Raw genomic sequence first — 17251 nt, forward strand, 5'->3', positions numbered from 1 at the left:
TAGGCGTGTCCCGAAAATGGTGGTTGATCGACCTGCTCCTGGTCGCGGCGTTCGCCGCGCTGACGGCCGTCCTGATCAACGGCCACCTGCTGGTGTGGGACCAGCAGGTGGCCGATTGGGCGTTCGCGCACCAGCCGGCGCCGATCTACTGGACCGCCCGCGTCCTCAACTATCTGGGGCAGGGCGGCCAGCTGCTGATGCCGGTATCGATCATCCTGACCGCGTGGCTGACCTGGCGCACCCGCTCGGTGCGCGCGATCTTCCCGTTCGTCGCGGCGTTCCTGCTCACCTACATCACGATCGGCCCGCTCAAGATCTGGGCGGACCGGGCCGCTCCCCGCTTCCAGGGCCCGGACAAGACCGAGATGTTCAACCCGCACGCCACCGGGGCGGCGGCGATGAGCTATCCGTCCGGCCACATGGGCAACTCGCTCGTCTGGTACGGCGTGATCGCGCTGCTCGTGGCCACGTTGCTGGGCCGCCCGCTGACCGGCCGGGAGTGGTTCCTCATCCGGGTCCTGCCGGTCGCGATCCTCTTCGCCACGACGATCTACACCGGCTTCCACTGGCTGACCGACTCGATCGCGGGTGTGCTGCTCGGCCTGTTCCTGACCCGCCTGATCGACCGGATTCCGTGGGACTCGATCCCGCTCGGCTTCCTGCCGCGGTGGAACGGGCCGATCAGAGCCATTCCCCGGCCCGCATCACGCGTTTGACCTCGAGGTCTTTCGACAACACCACCAGATCGGCGCGTAGGCCGGCCTCGATCGCGCCGAACTCGTCGCCGCGTCCCAGCAGCCGGGCCGGGGTGGTCGAGGCCATCGCCACGGCGTCGGGCAGCGAGATGCCGGCCGCCACCGTGTTGCGCAGCGCCGCGTCCATGGTCAGGGTGCTGCCGGCGATCGAGCCGTTGCGGGCCAGCCGCGCCACCCGGTCGGCCACCACGACTTCCTGGCCGCCCAGCTCGTACTCGCCGTCCGGCATCCCGGCCGCGTCCATCGCGTCGGTGACCAGCATCGAGCGGTCGGGGCCGGTGGCACGGGCCGCGAACGCCAGCGCGCCCGGATGCAGGTGGATGTTGTCGGCGATCAGTTCGCAGACGGCCGGCGGGGTGTCGAGCAGGGCGACCACCGGGCCGGGCTCGCGGTGGTGGATCGGACGCATGCCGTTGAACAGATGGGTGCCGACGGTCGCGCCGGCCGCGATACCGGCGCGCGCCTGCTCGTACGCCGCGTCGGTGTGCCCGACCGCAGCGAGCACGCCCTGGTCGCGCAGGAACGAGATCGCTTCCAGGGCGCCGGGGAGTTCGGGGGCGATCGTCACCATGCGTACGGTGCCTTCCGCAAGCTTGAGCAGAGCACCCAGCTCGTCCACCGACGGGTCCCGGAGGAACTCCGGGTTCTGCGCGCCGCAGCGCGCGCCCGAGAGGTAGGGCCCCTCGAAGTGCACACCCGCGAGCACGCCGGCCTCGACGAGCGGGCGGAAGGCGGTGACCGCGTCACGCATCAGCTCGAACGGGGAGCTGACCAGGCTTGCGAGCATCGTCGTGGTGCCGTGGCCGAGGTGGAAGGCGGCCGCGCCCCGGGCCGCGCCGGGGTCGCCGAGCGTGAACGAGTGGCCGCCGCCGCCGTGGCAGTGCAGGTCGACGAAGCCGGGGACGATCACGTCGTCGCCGGCGTGCCGCTCGTCCCCGGTCACCTCGAGGATCGCCGGCCCGTCGACTTCGACGTGCCCGGGCACGACGGCTCCCGGGCGGACGATCCGGCCGCTGATCCGTGTCATGCTGAGCCCTCCCCGGGCGTGTGCTTGGTGTTGCGAAGCCCGGCCGGCGGGGCGTCCGCGAGGTGGTCGAGGGCGAGCAACGCGGCGCCCAGGCAGCCCGCGACGTCGCCCAGTTCGGCCCGCACGATCTCCGGCATCCGATGGAACGTGATCTTCTGCTCGAAGGCGTTCCGCACCGGTGTCAGCAGGGCGTCGCCCGCCTCGGCCAGCCCACCGCCCAGCACGAGCACGCTGACGTCGTAGAGGCCCTGGCAGGTGACCAGACCGTCGGCGAGCGCGTCCACGGCCTCGTTCCAGACCGTTTCGGCCAGGGGTTCGCCGTCGGCGGCCCGGGTGACGACATCCAGAGCCGTCGTGCCCGAGATCCCCGATAATTCGGCATAACGGCGGCCGATCGCCCGGGCCGAGGCGATCGCCTCCAGGCACCCCTGGCCGCCGCACGCACACGGCGTGCCGCCCGGCCGCACGATGATGTGCCCGACCTCGCCCGCTGCTCCGTGCGCCCCAGCGTATCCGGCGCCGTCGAGCACGAACGCCGCCGCGATGCCCGTGCCGATGGCGACGAACAGGACATGTCGCTGCCCGCGTCCGGCGCCGAGGCGGGCCTCGGCGATGCCGCCCACGCGTACGTCGTGGCCGAGCGCGGCCGGCAGGCCCAGCTTCTGCGAGATAAGGGCCTTCAGGGGTACGTCGCGGAAGCCGACATTCGAGGACCAGACCGCTACCCCGTTTTCCTCGTCGACCACGCCCGGCACGGCGACGCCGACCGCGACCGGCTCGAGACCGTCCGCGCGCGCCCGCCCGGCCAGCCCGGCCGCGACGTCGAGGATGTGCGCGGTGACCGCCTCCGGCCCGCGCTCGGCCAGGGTCGGATGACGCTCGGAGTGATGAACGATGCCGTCCGGGCGGACCAGGGCGCATTTCATGCCGGTTCCGCCGACGTCCAGGGCGACGACGACCGGCTCGCTCATGTCAGGACAACCGAGCGGGTCAGGTGACGCGGGTGGTCCGGGTCGAGACCCTGGCTGGTGGCGAGCAGCACCGCGACCCGCTGGGCGAGCACGAGGTCGGCCATCGGATCGATCGGGGCCCGGCCGCCACACCACTTGCCGAGTGAGCCGTAGCCGCCGTGGTGCCGGCTGTGCACGAACTGCGCCCCGGTCGCCTCCACGTCGTCGGCCAGCCCGGCCGGGATGTCACCGAACGCCCACACCACCCGGCGCGGCCCGGCGATCGCGATCGGGCCGTGCCGGTAGTCCATCGCCGGGTACGCCTCGGTCCAGTAGGCGGCGGCCTCCCGGCACTTCAGCGCGGCCTCCTCGGCCAGGCCGACCGTCCAGCCGCGGCCGAGGAAGGTGATCTGCTCGGCCAGCGCCGGGTGCACCGGCAGCGGCACCCGCACCGCGACCTCGGCGTCGGACGCGATCGGGTCGATGTCCTCGCCGAGATGGGCCCGGAGCAGGGCGAGCGCGCTGGTCGCGAACCGGGTCTGCACGACCGACCGCTCCTCGGCGAAGTCGAGCACGACGGTGTCGGTGGCCAGGGCGGCGGCGGGCTGGGCGGCATCGGCGGTCAGCACGGTCGTCGGCGTGCGGTCGTCCAGCTCGCGCAGCAGATCGACGATCTCGGTCGTGGTGCCGGAGCGGGTGATCGCGACGACCCGGTCGTACCGCCGCCCGCGGGGGAACTCAGAAGCCTGGAAGGCGTCGGTCTCACCCTGGCCGAAGCTCTCGCGCCGCGCCGCGTACGCCCTGGACATGAACCACGACGTGCCGCAACCGACCACCGCCACCCGTTCGCCCGTGCGGGGCAGGCCCGGCGCGTCGGCCGCCTTGGCCGCCAGGCGCCAGCAGTCGGGCTGGCTGGCGATCTCCTCCTTGACGAACGTCATGGGCCACCCCTCCGTGGTCTCGCCGCGCTTCCCCCGCCCGTGCGCATAAGCGCTCGGTTCTCGGCACTTTCGAGCGTCATTCTGCGTGGAGCGTCGGCGTGGATGCAACAGCCTGATTTTCTTCTGCGCACCCCTTGCCTTTGCTTTGGGGGGCTTTCGCGCACTAATGTGCACACACTTATCACGGAGCGAGCAGCAGGGGGTGACGAGTGGACCGGTACGCGCGGTGGAATGCCCTGCTCGAGTTACTGGCCGAGACCGGCCGGGTCAGCGTCGAGGACGCGGCCGACCGCCTGGACGTCTCCCAGGCCACCATCCGCCGCGACTTCGACCAGCTCGCCCAGCAGCAGATGATCACCCGTACGCGGGGCGGCGCGGTCGCCAACGGCGTGTCGTACGACCTGCCGCTGCGCTACAAGAGCGCCAAGCACTCGGCCGAGAAGCAGCGCATCGGGGAGGCGGCCGCCCGCCTGGTCGAGCCGGGCACGGTGGTCGGCCTCAACGGCGGCACGACGATGACCGAGGTGGCGCGAGCCCTCGCGGTGCGGGCCGACCTGAACGCGGGCGGCGAAGGCTCCCAGCTCACGGTGGTCACCAACGCGCTCAACATCGCCAACGAGCTGCTCGTACGCTCCCGCATGAAGATCGTGGTCGCCGGCGGGGTGGTGCGCCCCCAGTCGTACGAGCTGGTCGGACCGCTGGGCGGGGCGCTGCTCAAGGAGGTCACGCTCGACATCGTGCTGCTCGGCGTCGACGCGCTCGACGTCGAACTCGGCGCGGCCGCCCACCACGAGGGCGAGGCGGCGATGAACAGCCTGATGGTCGCCCGGGCCAAACGCGTCGTGGTCATCGCCGACTCGTCCAAGCTGGGCGGGCACGCGTTCGCCCGGATCTGCCCGATCACCCGCATCGAAACCCTGGTAACCGATTCGGGCGCCCCGCCGGCCACGATCGCCGCCTTCCGCGAGGCCGGCGTCGAGGTCATCTCGGCCTAGTCGCTCCATTCCCGCGTCGAGATCGTGCTGTCCAAAAATGGTCATATCGACGATGAGTCAAGGGTCGATTCCGCTGCGTTCACCGACTATTAGATATTGACGAGGTTATCTAGAGTCTCGCGAATGACAGCGGTACTGGAGATCTCTGGTCTTCGAAAGACCTATCGCGGCCGTAAAGGGGAGCGCCGGGCCCTCGACGGGTTCGACATGGTCGTCGAAGCCGGGCAGGTGCACGGGTTTCTCGGGCCCAACGGGTCCGGCAAGACGACCACGTTGCGTACGCTCCTCGGGCTGATCCGCCCCAACGGTGGCCGCATGGCCATCCTCGGCCGGGACGTGCCGGAACAGTTGCCCGAAGTGGCGGGCCGGGTCGGGGCGATCGTGGAGAGCCCCCAATTCTTCGGCAACTTCACCGCCAAGGACACGCTGACGCTGCTCGCCGACGCCGGCGGGGTCGACCACAACCGGGTCTTCCAGGTGCTTGAACTGGTCGGGTTGCGGGAACGGGCAAAGGATCGGGTCAAGACCTATTCGCTCGGCATGAAGCAGCGGCTCGCGGTGGCGTCGGCGCTGCTCAAGGAGCCGGCGCTGCTGGTTCTGGACGAGCCGGCGAACGGCCTCGACCCGGGCGGCATCCGCGAGATGCGGACGCTGATGCGCACGCTCTCCGAGCAGGGCATGACCGTGCTGTTGTCCAGCCACATCCTCGGGGAGATCCAGCTGATCTGCGACTCGGTCACCATCATCTCGAGCGGGAAGCGGGTCGCTTACGGCTCGGTCGCCGACGTGCTCGCCCAGCACGAGTCGTCGTCGGTCAAGGTGCGGCTCGAGCCGGGCGTCGACATGCGCCCCGCGGTCAGCCTGCTCCGCACCAACGGCGCCGAGATCACGGTCGAGGCCGACCACTTCGTGGTCGGAAACGCCGGCAATCCGGCTCAGATAACCCGCCTGCTTTCGCAGCAGCAAATTTATGTGTACGAGCTGACGCCGCTCGCCGCCGATCTGGAAAGTGTCTTCCTTCAGTTGACCGGCACCGCGCCGGTCGAGGGCCGCAACCGTCAAGTCGACCAGACCGCGATGGCTCCGGCCGGGGGCGGGTGGGGCGAGTGAGCCTGTACGCCGCGGAAACCCGCCGCCTGGTCAAGCGCCGATTCACCCGCTATTTCACGCTCGGTGCGGTGCTCGTGCTGGCCGCGATCGCGATCGCCATGTTCGCCACCAACCAGCAGATCGGCCCGGCCCAGACGGCCGACGCGAAGGCCCAGGCGCACGCCGACTACCAGCGCAGCCTCGACGAGGCGACCGCCTACAAGCAGAAGTGCGTGGCGGCCAAGGGCACCCCGGACGCCTCGTCGTACCCGTCGAACTGCGACGACCTCGGCGTCCCGACCGAGGACAACTTCGAAGCGCGGTGGTACCTGCCGCCGACGTTCGACTTCCGCAAGAAGTTCCCCGACCTGGTCACCACCCTGGCCGCGCTGCTGTCAGTGGTCGGTTTCGTGATCGGGGCATCGTTCGTCGGCGCCGAATGGAGCAGCGGCGGCATGGCCAACCTGCTGCTCTGGCGCCCCCAACGGCTGCGCGTTCTGTGCGCCAAACTGCTCGCTTTCCTGGTCAGCCTGACCAGCTTGACCGTGCTTTTGTCGGCCGCCTGGACCGGCATCTTCACGCTGGTCGCCAAGTATCGCGGCACCACCGACGGGATGACCGCCGGCGCCTGGAAGTCGCTGGGACTCATGGAGGCCCGCGGCCTGGCCCTGGTCGTCGTCGCGGGCGCGCTCGGCTTCGGGCTGGCCTCGATCGGGCGGCACACCGCGATGGCGCTCGGCGTCGCGATCGGCCTGGTCATCGTCTTCCAGTTCGGCCTCGGCACGGCGCTGGCACTGGCGAAGGTCAAGTTCTCGCAGGCGTACCTGATCCCGCTCTGGATCGAGGCCTGGATGAAGCAGAAGTTCGTCGTCGAGGACTACAACTCCTGCAACTTCTCGGGCACCAACGGCTGCGAGCCGGACACCTTCACGATCACGTGGCACATGGCGGGCTCCGCGCTGGCAATCGCCTTTGTCGTCATTGTGGGGGCTGCTTTGTGGACTATTCGTAGGCGGGACATAACGTGATGTAACGTCGGCCGGGAATGCGAGGGGCGGACGGTGGCCATTATGCTGGCGTCCGCTCGTACATCTGTGCTTTCTGGGAGTGCCATGCAACCCGCCGAGGACCAGCAGCACATCCCGACCCCGCGCCCGGCCGACAATTCCCCCTCACCGGAAAAATCGGAAACCGTCGCCCCGGCGTTGTCCGACCGCGAACAGCAGATCCTGGCGTTCGAGGCACGCTGGTGGAAACACGCCGGCGCCAAGGAACAGGCGATCCGCGACACGTTCGCGCTGTCGTCTACGCGCTACTACCAGCTGCTCAACGCGGTGCTCGACAACCCGGTCGCCCTGGAACACGACCCGGTCCTGGTCGGCCGCCTCCGCCGCCTGCGCTCCACGAGGGCCCGCACCCGCCGACGGTGAGTGGGCGCCAAGTTCATAATCCACGGACCCGGGTGAGCTCGGCCATCGGGAGCGGTCTTCGGTGCCGAGCCGCGTTGAGTAGCGCCACGCCGGGTCTGCTGGGAGCCCCGGCCCATCCACGCTCGCCGGCGTTGAGTGGCGCCCAGCCGGGTCTGCTGGGAATCCAGGCCCACTCACACCCGCCGGCGATGGGCGGGGTTCGGCCGGCCAACACGACCAGCGCCACCCGCCGTAGCCGCCGCGCCCACGCCGGCACGGATCGAGCCGTCGGCCTCCTTCCAACAGCCGCGGAAGAGTCCGTCGCGCCTCTCGAACGTCGCGGCTTCCGAAGTGATGGTGACGATGCCGCGTGAGTAGCCGGCGGCCTGCCCGACTCCCGCCGTCTTCACCGCGCGCACCCTCCGCGAGGCGACGGGTCGAGATTCACGACGTCGTCGGCGACACCGCCTACGAGATCGACGTCTACACCAGGGACCGGCGGTCCTGGCCGCGCTCTATCGGCGCTCCGGCCGCCAAGCAGTGTCCCGCAGCAGGCGAAGCCCGTTGAGGCCGACGATCACGGTGGAGCCCTCGTGGCCGGCCACGCCCAGGGGCAGCGGCAGATGGCCGAACAGGTCCCAGCCGGCAAGTACGGCGATGAACGTGGCCGCAACCACCAGGTTCACGACGACCAGGCGGCGCGCTCGGCGGGACAGGCGGATCACGGCCGGGAGGGCGGCCAGTTCGTCGCGGACGATGACCGCGTCTGCGGTGGCGACGCTCAGGTCCGAGCCGGAGCGGCCCATCGCGACGCCCGTGTGAGCGGCCGCCAGGGCCGGGGCGTCGTTGACGCCGTCGCCGACGACCAGGAGCCGATGACCGGCGGCCGTCTGCCGGTTGACGTGTTCGACCTTGCCGTCCGGGAGCAGCCCGGCGTGCACCTCGCCGAGGCCGAGGCCGAGACCGAGGCCCGTGCCGAGGCCCGTGCCCAGGCCCGTGCCGAGGCCCGTGCCGGCGCCGGTGCCGGCGGCGATGCGGCCGGCTGCGGCAGCGTTGTCGCCGGTCAGCAGGATCGGCGCGGCGGCTGTCATAGCGGCCAGCGCTTCGACCGTCGCCGCCGCCTCGGGCCGGAGCCGGTCGGCGAAGCCGAGGACGCCGACCGGTCGCCGGTCGAGCGCGACCACGACGGCCGTTTCCCCGCGGTGTTCGATCGTCGTGGCGTCATCCTGGGAGCCCGGGCGTCCGATCTGGACGATGCGTCCGCCGACCCGAGCCGTGACGCCGCGGCCGGGCGTGGAGGAGAAGTCCTCGGCGGCTTGCAGACGCAGGCCTTTCGCGCGCGCGGCGGCGACCACGGCCCGCGCGAGCGGATGCTCCGAGGGTTCTTCGGCGGAGGCGGCCAAGGCGAGCAGCTCCGATGCGTTCAGTCCGGCGTCGGGCAGCGGCTGGACGGTGGTGAGCCGCGGCCGTCCCTCGGTGAGTGTGCCGGTCTTGTCGAAGGCGACCCGGGTGACCTGGCCGATCTGTTCCATGACCACCGCCGATTTGACCAGCACGCCGTGCCGGCCGGCGTTGGCGATCGCGGACAGCAGCGGCGGCATGGTCGCCAGCACGACCGCGCAGGGCGAGGCCACGATCATGAACGTCATCGCCCGCAGCAGGGTCGGCTGCAGGTCGGCGCCGAGCAGCAGCGGAATGACGAACAGGGCGACGGTGGCGGCGACCATGCCGATCGAGTAGCGCTGTTCGACCCTTTCGACGAGCAGCTGGGTGCGGGCTTTGGTGGCGCTCGCCTGCTCGACGAGGGCGACGATCCGTGCGACGACGCTGTCCGCGGCCGGGCGGCTGACGACGATCCGCAAGGCGCCGGTGCCGTTGACCGTGCCCGCGAACACGTCGTCACCCGGCCGCTTGTCGACGGGCAGCGGCTCACCGGTGATGCTCGCCTGGTCGACTTCGCTGACACCGTCGACGACGTGGCCGTCGGCGCCGATGCGCTCACCGGGGCGGACCACGATCACGTCGCTCACCTGCAGGTCGGCCGCGGGGACGGCTTCTTCGCCGTCCGCGGTGAGCCGGTTGGCGTACTCGGGCGCCAGGTCGAGCAGGCGCCGGACCGAGTCCGCGGTCCGCCGCGTCGCGACCGCCTCCAGGGCGCCCGAGGTGGCGAAGATGACGATGAGCAGCGCCCCGTCGAGGACCTGCCCGATGGCGGCCGCGCCGACCGCCGCGAACACCATCAGCAGGTCGACGTCGAGCCGCCGCTCCCGCAGCGCCTGCACTCCCGCCCAGCCCGGCTCCCACCCGCCCGCGGCGTAGCAGCCCAGGTAGAGCGTCCACCAGCACCAGGCCGGGGTGCCGACCAGCTGGGCGAGCAGGCCGGCCACGAAAAGCGTGGCCGCCATCGCCGCCCAGCGCACCTCGGGCACCGGCCGCCGGGCCGATCGGGCGGGCGCGGGGGCCGGCGCGGCCGGTCGGGTTCTTTCCTCTGTCACCACGGGTCGAAAGCATACCTGCGCAGATACGCAGATACGTACTCAGTTAGGCTCTGAGATATGCATGACAGGCTGGCCGACTTCGACATGCCCGACGACGAGGAGGTCGACCTCGCCGCCGAGACGTTCCGGCTGCTGGCCGACCCGACGCGCATCAAGGTGCTGTGGGCGCTGCTCCAGGGCGAGTCGTCGGTCGCCTGCCTGGCCGAGCTGGCCGGCACCTCCCCGACGGCGGTCAGCCAGCACCTGGCCAAGCTGCGCATGTCCCGCCTGGTGACGGCCCGCCGGCAGGGCACCTTCATGTACTACTCGGCGGCCGACGACCACGTCCGCCGGCTGCTCGCCCAGGCCCTCCACCACGTCGACCACATCGACCCGGCAAGCACCGGACCCGAGAAGGCCTCACATCGGTCTCTATGATGCCGCCGTGGGTTGCCGTGGGGTGTTGTTCGCGCTGAGCGCGTCGCAGGATGCGGCGCTGGTTGCCACCCGGGACGACGACGAGGTCCGGGACTTCGTCGCCGAGGTCGAGGGTGACTGGGACTGGGACTGGCTGTGCGAAGTGGACAAAGCCTGGGATGCCATGCACCGCTGCCTCGGTGACGGCACCCTGCGGCTGGGGCGGCAGAGCGGCAGCCCGCTCGAGCTGGTGGTGCTCGGCGGCGGCCACCACTACGAGGGCGAGGAGTACGTGGTCGCGCACGTCCTCGCCGAGCAGGTGGCCGGAGTGGCGGCGGCGCTCGACGAGGTCGACGAGGGGTGGCTGCGGGCGCGGTACGACGCCATCGACCCCGATGACTACCAGGGCGAGCTGGGCGACGAGGACTTCGAGTACACCTGGCACTACCTGCAGGACGTGCGGGAGTTCTACCGGCGTGCCGCCGAGGGCGGCCGTTCGGTGGTCTTCACCGTCGACCAGTAGGGCTCAGCCGGGCTGGTGCGTCGAAGCGTACGTCGCGAGCCACGCGACCTGGGACGGGTCGAGGGAGGGACGGATCCGGGCGCGGGCCGACGCCACGTTGTCGGCGGTGACCGTGGTGGCCTCCAGGGAGTCGCGCATCGCGGCCAGGGCCGACTCGCGGATCAGGGCCGCGCAGTCGGCCGCCGAGAAGCCGTCCAGCGAGGCGCCCAGCACCGCCAGGTCGACCGACGGATCCAGCGGGACCGCCTTGGCCGCCGCCTTGAGGATGGCCGTGCGGGCGTCGGCGTCCGGCGGCGGGACGTAGACCAGGCGCTCGAGGCGGCCTGGACGCAGCAGGGCCGGGTCGATCAGGTCGGGCCGGTTGGTGGCTCCGATGACGACGACGTTGCGGAGGTCTTCGACGCCGTCCAGTTCGGTCAGCAACGCAGCTACCACGCGGTCGGCGGTGCCACCGTCGGTGCCCTGGCCGCGGGTCGGGGCGAGGGCGTCTACCTCGTCGAGGAAGACCAGGGTGGGTGCGGCCTCGCGGGCCCGGCGGAACAGTTCGCGTACGGCCCGCTCGCTGTCGCCGACCCACTTGCTCAGCAGCTCGGCGCCCTTGACCGACAGCACGTTGGCCTTGCCGGTGCCGGCGATCGCCTTCACCAGGTACGTCTTACCGCAGCCGGGCGGCCCGTAGAGCAGCACGCCGCGGGGCGGGGAGACGCCCAGCCGGGCGAACGTGTCGGGGTAGGTGAGCGGCCACAGCACCGACTCGGTCAGCACCTGTTTGACCTCGACCATGTCGCCGACGTCGTCGAGGGTGACCGCCGCGACCTCGAGCGTCGAGTCGGCCATCGAGGTGGGCCGGACCACGTCGAGGGCGGCCTCGAAGTCGGCCATGGTCACGGTGGGGGATTCGGCGTCCTTCTGCCGCAGGGCGGCGCGGACGCCGGCCTCGCGGGCCAGGGCGCCGAGGTCGGCGGCGACAAAACCGGGCGTACGCCCGGAGACGTCATCCAACCGCACGTCCTCGGCCAGCGGCATGCCCCGGGTGAGCACAACCAGCTGCTCGCGGCGCATCGCGGCATCGGGCAGCGGCACGGCCAGCTGGACCGCGAGCAGGTCGGGTGCGCGCAGCGAACGGTCCACCGACTCGGGCCGGCTGGTCGTGCACACCACGGCCACCCCGGCCCGGACCGTCTCCTCGATCAGCTGGTGGAAGACGGTGGCGAGCGGGCCCGGTTCGTCGCGTGGGGCGAGCGCCTCGACGTCGGAGAAGAGCAGCACCGCGGGGCCGGCGCCGCGGGCGTCGCGGGCCAGGCCGCGCAGGCGGGTGGCGGCCGCGTCGTTGGTCAGGGCGGCCATTTCCGGCGCCCAGACCGGGAACACCCGGGCGCCGACCTGGGCGGCGACCGCGCGTACGAGGGCCGACTTGCCGGAGCCGGAAGGCCCGGTGATCAGAACACCGAGGGAGACCTTGGTGCCGATTCGGGCCAGCACCTCGCCGTGGTGGAAGCCGAGGTCGAGCAGTTCCTCCAGTTCCTTGGCCTGGGCCCGCAGGCCGGGCAGGTCGTCGAGGCTGGGCGGCGGCACCTCGGGATCGGTCGAGGCGGGCGCGGACGGGCGGGCGGCCGCGGCCGACGAAGGGGCAGTCGTGTACGACGACTCCCACCCGACCACGGTGTCCATCGTGACCAGAGCGGCGTCGGCGCCCTCGATCGAGAGCACGGACAGCAGGGTGCTCGTCCATCCGTAGCCGACCCGGTTGGCCAGCGAGCGCCGGGCCGACTCGACCAGCGACCGGTTGGCCGCCTCGGGCACCACGTCCTGCGGGATCAGCGAGACGTCGTCGCCGGTGCTGACGACCTTGCCGAGCAGCGCCAGGCGCAGCATTTCCGGCGACACCACGGCGACGATCTCGGCCGGCCCGGTCAACGTGACCCGCTGAGCGGCGACCACGGGCAGCGGCGTGACCCGGACCTGGCCGCCGTCGCGCATGCCGAGGTTCCCCAGGGTGAGGTCGTCGGCGTACAGAAGGGCACGACTTGCGCCGGCCTCGGCGCGCGCGGCCAGGCCGGCGGTGGTGCGGGTGCCGGTGAGGCGTACGGCGTCGCCCGGGTTGATGGCCAGGGCGGCCATGACCTCGGGATGCAGCCGCACGATGCCGCGGCGGGCGTCGAGGGCGGCCGGCCGCAATGTCACGGTCAGCGTCAATTCGTCAGCCACCGAGGTGCCTCCGTATGCACGTTTGTCCTAGGGTCACACGGTATCGCCGATGAAGGAGTCGATGAGGGAGCATGGGTTGGAGAGCATGAGGCATCGTCTCGTCGTCCCGGCAATTGTGCTCGTGGTGGCCGGCCTTGCCGCCTGCAGCCGCGACAAGGATGATCGCCCAGCCCCGCAAGCCCAGCCGGTGGCGAGCGCGAGCGCGCCGACCGGGAGCGCGGGCACCAGCGCGCCGGCCGTGCCGACTGCGCCGCCGACTGCGCCGCCGACCGGGCCGCCGACCGGGACAGCGGGTGACACCGGCAACCAGCCGGCCGCCCCGACCGATCCGGCCGGCGCGGTCAAGGGTCACCCGCAGACGCTTTCCACCGGCACCCAGATCAACGCCGTCGGCATCGGCCCCTACACGATCGGCCAGGAGGAGGCCGCGCTCACCACGGCCAAGCTCATCGGCCCGGTGAAGAGCGGCGTGACCGGCTGCGATTCGGGCAGTGGCGTCGCCAAGTGGGGCAGCCCGACGCTGTTCCTGGCCAAGGGCAAGATCCAGCACGTCAAGATCACCAGCGCGGCCGTACAGACGACGGCCGGGATCAAGGTCGGGTCGAGCGAGGCGAGCGTGAAGTCCGCGTACCCGAACGGAAGCGTGACCTCCGGCCGGGCCTGGTACGCACCGACCGGCGATTTCGCCCTGCTGTTCCGCCTTGCCGGAGGCAAGGTGACGGCGGTCGAGGCCGGCCCCGCATCGATCCTGCAGACCGGCGCACCCGGCTGCTGAGAGCCTTCACAGGCGAAGCTCAGAAGTCGCCGATTAGCTTTGGCGGCATGGTCAGACCCCCAAAAATGACGAAACGCCGCGTCGTCGCCGGTTCGATAACGCTCGTGCTCGTCGCCGCTCTGGTCGGCTGGGCGGCCTGGCCGGACCGGCCCGGCTGGACCGCCCGCAACCTCATGATCAACGTGATGACCGGCCCGGACGGCAACCAGCCGGTGGCCCTCGACGCCCGCTACTACCTGCCTCGCGACCGCGGCGGACGGGTCCCGGCGGTGCTGCTCGCGCACGGCTTCGGCGGCACGAAAGACTCGGTGAGCAGCGACGCCGAGTCCCTCGCCGACCACGGTTACGCGGTGCTGACCTGGACCGCGGAGGGCTTCGGGCGCAGCGGCGGCCAGATCCACCTGGACAGCCCCGACTACGAGGTCACCGACGCGCAGCGACTGGTCGACTGGCTGGCCGCCCGGCCGGAGATCAAGCTGGACGGCACCGGCGACCCGCGGGTGGCGGCGGTCGGCGGCTCCTACGGCGGCGCGCTGTCACTGCTGCTGGCCGGTAAGGACCACCGGGTCGACGCGATCGTGCCGCAGATCACCTGGAACGATCTCGGCCGCTCGTTCCTGCCCCAGTCGGCCGACAGCAGCGCGACCGGGGTGTTCAAGAAGGGCTGGGCCGGACTGTTCTTCGGCAACGGCGCGGCAGCGGGCCAACCCGGAACCGAGCAACAGGGCACGCCGGCCTGCGGGCGGTTCGCCGCCGACGTGTGCGCGGCCTACCTCAAGCTCGCCACCAGCGGCACCCCCGACGACGCCACGCTCGCCCTGCTGCGGAAGTCGAGCCCGGACACCGTCCTCGGCCAGATCAAGGCCCCGACCCTGCTCATACAGGGCGCGGTCGACACGCTGTTCCCGCTCTCCGAGGCCGACGCGAACGCCCGCGGGATCGCCGCCGCCGGCACCCCGGTGCGGGTCGCCTGGTTCACCGGAGGCCACGACGGTGGTCTCGGCCCGCAGAATGACCAGGACCGGACGCGCTTCCTCACACTGCAGTGGCTCGACCACTACGTGAAGGGCACCGGCAAGACGCCCGACACGGACTTCACCTACTCGCGGGTGGCCGGCTTCAGCGCCGTCGACCGGGGCCTGGTCACCAGCGGCTACTCGACCAAGGCGTACCCGGGAACAACCGGAACCGATCGGACCCGGGTCTCGCTCACCGGACCGGCGCAGCCGGTCGCCAACCCGCCGAACGGCAATCCGGGCGCCCTGAGTTCGCTGCCCGGTGTCGGCGGGCGCCTCAGCGCCCTGCTCGGCGGCGTCGCCTCGGACATCCCCGGGCAGTTCGCCACGTTCGACTCGAAGCCGCTGCCGAGCACCATCGACGTCGTCGGCGCGCCCACGGTCCAGCTGAAAGCCGCCTCGCCGACCGGGGAGGCGACACTGTTCGTCAAGCTCTACGACGTCGACAAGTCGGGCGCCGAGACGCTGAGCGCGGGCCTGGTCGCGCCGGTCCGGCTCGTCGGCCTGCCGGCCGACATCGCGCAGGCAACCCCGGCGACGGTCACCCTTCCGGCGATCGTGCGGCAGATCGATCCCGGACACACCGTACGCGTGGTGGTCGCCACCAGCGATCAGGCGTTCCTGTCCCCGCCGGCCCCGGCGACCTACACCGTGCAGATCGGCGACGCGGTCACCCTGCCGACGGTCGTCGGCACGCCGATCGCCGACCCGGAGACGATCTGGCGCTGGGTGCTGGGCGGCCTGCTGGTCGCCATCGCGCTCGGCCTGGCGGTCGTGCTGCTGATCCGCCGGCAGCGCCTGCGTAAGCGGCACGATCCGACGATCGCCGAGTTCGCCGGCACCCCGCTGGTCGTCCGCAACCTGCGCAAGGCCTACGCGGACGGCTTCGTCGCGGTCGAGGAGGTCAGCTTCACCGTCGAACCCGGCCAGGTGGTCGGCCTGCTCGGCCCGAACGGCGCCGGCAAGACGACCACGCTGCGGGTGCTGATGGGGCTGACCATGCCGACCGCCGGCGACGCACTGGTCTTCGGCCACCGGCTGGCCCCGGGCTCGCCGGTGCTCTCTAGGGTCGGCGCGCTGGTCGAGGGCCCCGGCTTCCTGCCGCACCTGAGCGGCTACGAAAACCTTCGCGCGTATTGGACGGCGACCGGCCGCCCGGAGGCCGACGCGCACTTCGAGGAGGCGCTCGAGATCGCCGGCCTGGGCGGCTCGGTGCACCGCAAGACCAGGAAGTACAGCCACGGCATGCGCCAGCGGCTGGCGATCGCCCAGGCCATGCTCGGGCTGCCGGACCTGCTGGTGCTCGACGAGCCGACGGACGGGCTCGACCCGCCGCAGATCGCCGAGATGCGCCGGGTCCTGAGGCGGTACGCCACCGACGGCCGGGCGGTGCTGGTCTCCAGCCACCTGCTGGCCGAGGTCGAGCAGACCTGCACCCACGCGGTGGTGGTCAACAAGGGCCGGATCGTCGCGTCCGGCCCGGTCGAGGAGATCGTCGGCGAGTCGCCCTCGGTGCAGATCGAGGTTTCCGACGTGCCGGCCGCCGAGCGCGTGCTGACCGGTCTCGGGGTCCGCTCGGTGACTCCCGACGGGCCGTCCGGCCTGATCGTCGACATGAACGGGACGCCACGCGCCGAGGTGGTCGCCTCGCTGGTGCGGGCCGGGGTGGACGTCGACCGGGTGGTTCCCCGGCGGCGTTTGGAAGATGCGTTCCTGGCCCTGGTCGGGGACAACTCGAAGGGGAGCGGAGACCGATGACCACTGAGCTCGCCAGAACAGGTGCGGTGGGCTATCGGCCCACCCGGACACTGTCCATCCTGGCCGAGGTGCGGCGGCAGGCGACGCGACGGCGTACACAGCTGGCGCTGGGCTTCATGTTCGTGCTGCCGCTGATCATCCTGGTGGCGTTCGAGTTCGGCAGCGACAGCAACTCGGACGACAACAACGGCGGCGGCGCGTTCGGCAGCCTGATCGACCTGGCCACCTCGAGCGGGCTCAACTTCGCGCTCTGCTGCCTGGGTGTCTCGTCGGGTTTCCTGCTGGTCGTGGTGGTGGCGCTGTTCAACGGCGACACCGTCGCCAGCGAGGCCAGTTGGGGGAGTCTGCGCTATCTGCTGGCTGTCCCGGTGCCGCGGGCCCGGTTGCTCGCGGTCAAGCTGATCGTGTCGCTGCTCTACTCGCTGGTCGCCCTGCTGATTCTTGGCGGGACAGCGCTGCTGGCGGGCACGCTGCGCTATGGGTGGCACCCGCTCGGCAGCACCGTGGCGGCCACGATTCCGCCCGGTCAGGGCGTGGTGCGGCTGCTGGGGATCATGGCGTACCTCGCGATCACCATGCTGATCGTGGCCGGCCTGGCCTTCCTGTTGTCGGTGTCGACCGACGCCGCGCTCGGCGCGGTCGGCGGCGCGGTGCTGCTGTGGATCCTCTCCGGCATTCTCGACCAGATCACGGCGCTCGGCAGCATCCGCAACGTGCTGCCGACCCACTACAGCGAGGCCTGGCTGGGCTTGCTCTCCACCCCGCCGCAGGTCGATGACCTGGTCAAAGGGGCGATCACCGCGGTCCTCTACGCGACGGTGTTCTGGTCGCTGGCCTTCTGGCGCTTCACCCGCAAGGACATCACTTCGTAGCCCGCTCTTTTATACGTAGCGCATACGCATACTTGTATG

The 17251-nt window shown here is 71.3% G+C and carries 15 protein-coding genes; 10 read left to right on the forward strand and 5 right to left on the reverse strand.

Going from position 1 to position 17251, the window contains the following annotated elements:
* Nucleotides 1-5 precede the first annotated feature (5 nt).
* On the forward strand, nt 6-716 hold the full coding sequence (locus tag ACIA5C_RS26130) for a phosphatase PAP2 family protein (protein ID WP_396059002.1): 711 nt from the start codon (nt 6-8) through the stop codon (nt 714-716).
* Here the strand turns inward: ACIA5C_RS26130 and nagA are convergent.
* The 3 genes from nagA to ACIA5C_RS26145 are packed head-to-tail and all read right to left on the reverse strand — an operon-like array spanning nt 682 to nt 3673.
* Nucleotides 682-1782 (reverse strand): N-acetylglucosamine-6-phosphate deacetylase, encoded by a 1101-nt coding sequence (nagA, locus tag ACIA5C_RS26135; RefSeq protein WP_396059004.1) that lies wholly within the window; start codon nt 1780-1782, stop codon nt 682-684. The two genes, ACIA5C_RS26130 and nagA, sit on opposite strands and share 35 nt — an antisense overlap.
* On the reverse strand, nt 1779-2753 hold the full coding sequence (locus ACIA5C_RS26140) for an ROK family protein (RefSeq protein ID WP_396059006.1): 975 nt from the start codon (nt 2751-2753) through the stop codon (nt 1779-1781). The genes nagA and ACIA5C_RS26140 overlap by 4 nt, the downstream gene beginning before the upstream one ends.
* Nucleotides 2750-3673, reverse strand: coding sequence for an SIS domain-containing protein (locus tag ACIA5C_RS26145; RefSeq protein ID WP_396059008.1), 924 nt, complete (start codon nt 3671-3673; stop codon nt 2750-2752). The genes ACIA5C_RS26140 and ACIA5C_RS26145 overlap by 4 nt, the downstream gene beginning before the upstream one ends.
* Nucleotides 3674-3882: 209 nt before the next feature.
* On the opposite strand from ACIA5C_RS26145, the gene ACIA5C_RS26150 reads away from it, so the two are divergent.
* The 4 genes from ACIA5C_RS26150 to ACIA5C_RS26165 all read left to right on the forward strand — a co-directional run bounded on the left by ACIA5C_RS26150 (nt 3883) and on the right by ACIA5C_RS26165 (nt 7187).
* Complete coding sequence (locus tag ACIA5C_RS26150; protein WP_396059010.1) at nt 3883-4668, forward strand: DeoR/GlpR family DNA-binding transcription regulator; 786 nt, start codon at nt 3883-3885, stop codon at nt 4666-4668.
* 123 nt (nt 4669-4791) lie between these two features.
* Nucleotides 4792-5778, forward strand: coding sequence for an ABC transporter ATP-binding protein (locus tag ACIA5C_RS26155; RefSeq protein WP_396059012.1), 987 nt, complete (start codon nt 4792-4794; stop codon nt 5776-5778).
* Nucleotides 5775-6785 (forward strand): ABC transporter permease subunit, encoded by a 1011-nt coding sequence (locus tag ACIA5C_RS26160; protein ID WP_396059014.1) that lies wholly within the window; start codon nt 5775-5777, stop codon nt 6783-6785. Before ACIA5C_RS26155 ends, ACIA5C_RS26160 begins: the two co-directional genes overlap by 4 nt.
* Before the next feature lie 84 nt (nt 6786-6869).
* A complete protein-coding gene (locus ACIA5C_RS26165; protein WP_396059016.1) occupies nt 6870-7187 on the forward strand; it encodes a DUF3263 domain-containing protein in 318 nt (105 codons plus the stop codon).
* 494 nt (nt 7188-7681) lie between these two features.
* On the opposite strand, the gene ACIA5C_RS26170 is transcribed toward ACIA5C_RS26165, so the two are convergent.
* Nucleotides 7682-9664 carry a heavy metal translocating P-type ATPase gene (locus ACIA5C_RS26170; RefSeq protein WP_396059018.1) on the reverse strand — a complete coding sequence of 661 codons (1983 nt, stop codon included), beginning with the start codon at nt 9662-9664 and terminating at the stop codon, nt 7682-7684.
* A 57-nt stretch (nt 9665-9721) separates the two neighbouring features.
* Between ACIA5C_RS26170 and ACIA5C_RS26175 the strand changes: the two genes are divergently transcribed.
* A complete protein-coding gene (locus ACIA5C_RS26175) occupies nt 9722-10081 on the forward strand; it encodes an ArsR/SmtB family transcription factor (RefSeq protein ID WP_396059020.1) in 360 nt (119 codons plus the stop codon).
* A 7-nt stretch (nt 10082-10088) separates the two neighbouring features.
* Nucleotides 10089-10583 carry a YfbM family protein gene (locus tag ACIA5C_RS26180; protein ID WP_396059022.1) on the forward strand — a complete coding sequence of 165 codons (495 nt, stop codon included), beginning with the start codon at nt 10089-10091 and terminating at the stop codon, nt 10581-10583.
* A gap of 3 nt (nt 10584-10586) precedes the next feature.
* Here ACIA5C_RS26180 and ACIA5C_RS26185 read toward each other — a convergent pair whose 3' ends face one another.
* Nucleotides 10587-12791, reverse strand: coding sequence for an AAA family ATPase (locus ACIA5C_RS26185; protein ID WP_396059024.1), 2205 nt, complete (start codon nt 12789-12791; stop codon nt 10587-10589).
* 85 nt (nt 12792-12876) lie between these two features.
* Here ACIA5C_RS26185 and ACIA5C_RS26190 point away from each other — a divergent pair, with 85 nt between their 5' ends.
* The 3 genes from ACIA5C_RS26190 (at nt 12877) to ACIA5C_RS26200 (ending at nt 17212) form a co-directional block, all read left to right on the forward strand.
* A complete protein-coding gene (locus tag ACIA5C_RS26190; RefSeq protein ID WP_396059026.1) occupies nt 12877-13566 on the forward strand; it encodes a hypothetical protein in 690 nt (229 codons plus the stop codon).
* Nucleotides 13567-13631: 65 nt separating this feature from the next.
* A complete protein-coding gene (locus ACIA5C_RS26195; protein WP_396059028.1) occupies nt 13632-16340 on the forward strand; it encodes an alpha/beta fold hydrolase in 2709 nt (902 codons plus the stop codon).
* Nucleotides 16337-17212 carry an ABC transporter permease gene (locus tag ACIA5C_RS26200; RefSeq protein WP_396059030.1) on the forward strand — a complete coding sequence of 292 codons (876 nt, stop codon included), beginning with the start codon at nt 16337-16339 and terminating at the stop codon, nt 17210-17212. The genes ACIA5C_RS26195 and ACIA5C_RS26200 overlap by 4 nt, the downstream gene beginning before the upstream one ends.
* Nucleotides 17213-17251 lie beyond the last annotated feature (39 nt).

The sequence above is a fragment of the Actinoplanes sp. NPDC051343 genome, from assembly GCF_044455125.1.
Taxonomy (GTDB): Bacteria; Actinomycetota; Actinomycetes; order Mycobacteriales; family Micromonosporaceae; genus Actinoplanes.

What these genes read in the sequence shown, in the direction of transcription:
- ACIA5C_RS26140 (WP_396059006.1), bottom strand. Translation starts at nt 2,753, where the DNA reads ATGAGCGAGCCGGTCGTCGTCGCCCTGGACGTCGGCGGAACCGGCATG.
- ACIA5C_RS26165 (WP_396059016.1), top strand. Translation starts at nt 6,870, where the DNA reads ATGCAACCCGCCGAGGACCAGCAGCACATCCCGACCCCGCGCCCGGCC.
- ACIA5C_RS26155 (WP_396059012.1), top strand. Translation starts at nt 4,792, where the DNA reads ATGACAGCGGTACTGGAGATCTCTGGTCTTCGAAAGACCTATCGCGGC.
- ACIA5C_RS26175 (WP_396059020.1), top strand. Translation starts at nt 9,722, where the DNA reads ATGCATGACAGGCTGGCCGACTTCGACATGCCCGACGACGAGGAGGTC.
- ACIA5C_RS26145 (WP_396059008.1), bottom strand. Translation starts at nt 3,673, where the DNA reads ATGACGTTCGTCAAGGAGGAGATCGCCAGCCAGCCCGACTGCTGGCGC.
- ACIA5C_RS26195 (WP_396059028.1), top strand. Translation starts at nt 13,632, where the DNA reads ATGACGAAACGCCGCGTCGTCGCCGGTTCGATAACGCTCGTGCTCGTC.
- nagA (WP_396059004.1), bottom strand. Translation starts at nt 1,782, where the DNA reads ATGACACGGATCAGCGGCCGGATCGTCCGCCCGGGAGCCGTCGTGCCC.
- ACIA5C_RS26190 (WP_396059026.1), top strand. Translation starts at nt 12,877, where the DNA reads ATGAGGCATCGTCTCGTCGTCCCGGCAATTGTGCTCGTGGTGGCCGGC.
- ACIA5C_RS26200 (WP_396059030.1), top strand. Translation starts at nt 16,337, where the DNA reads ATGACCACTGAGCTCGCCAGAACAGGTGCGGTGGGCTATCGGCCCACC.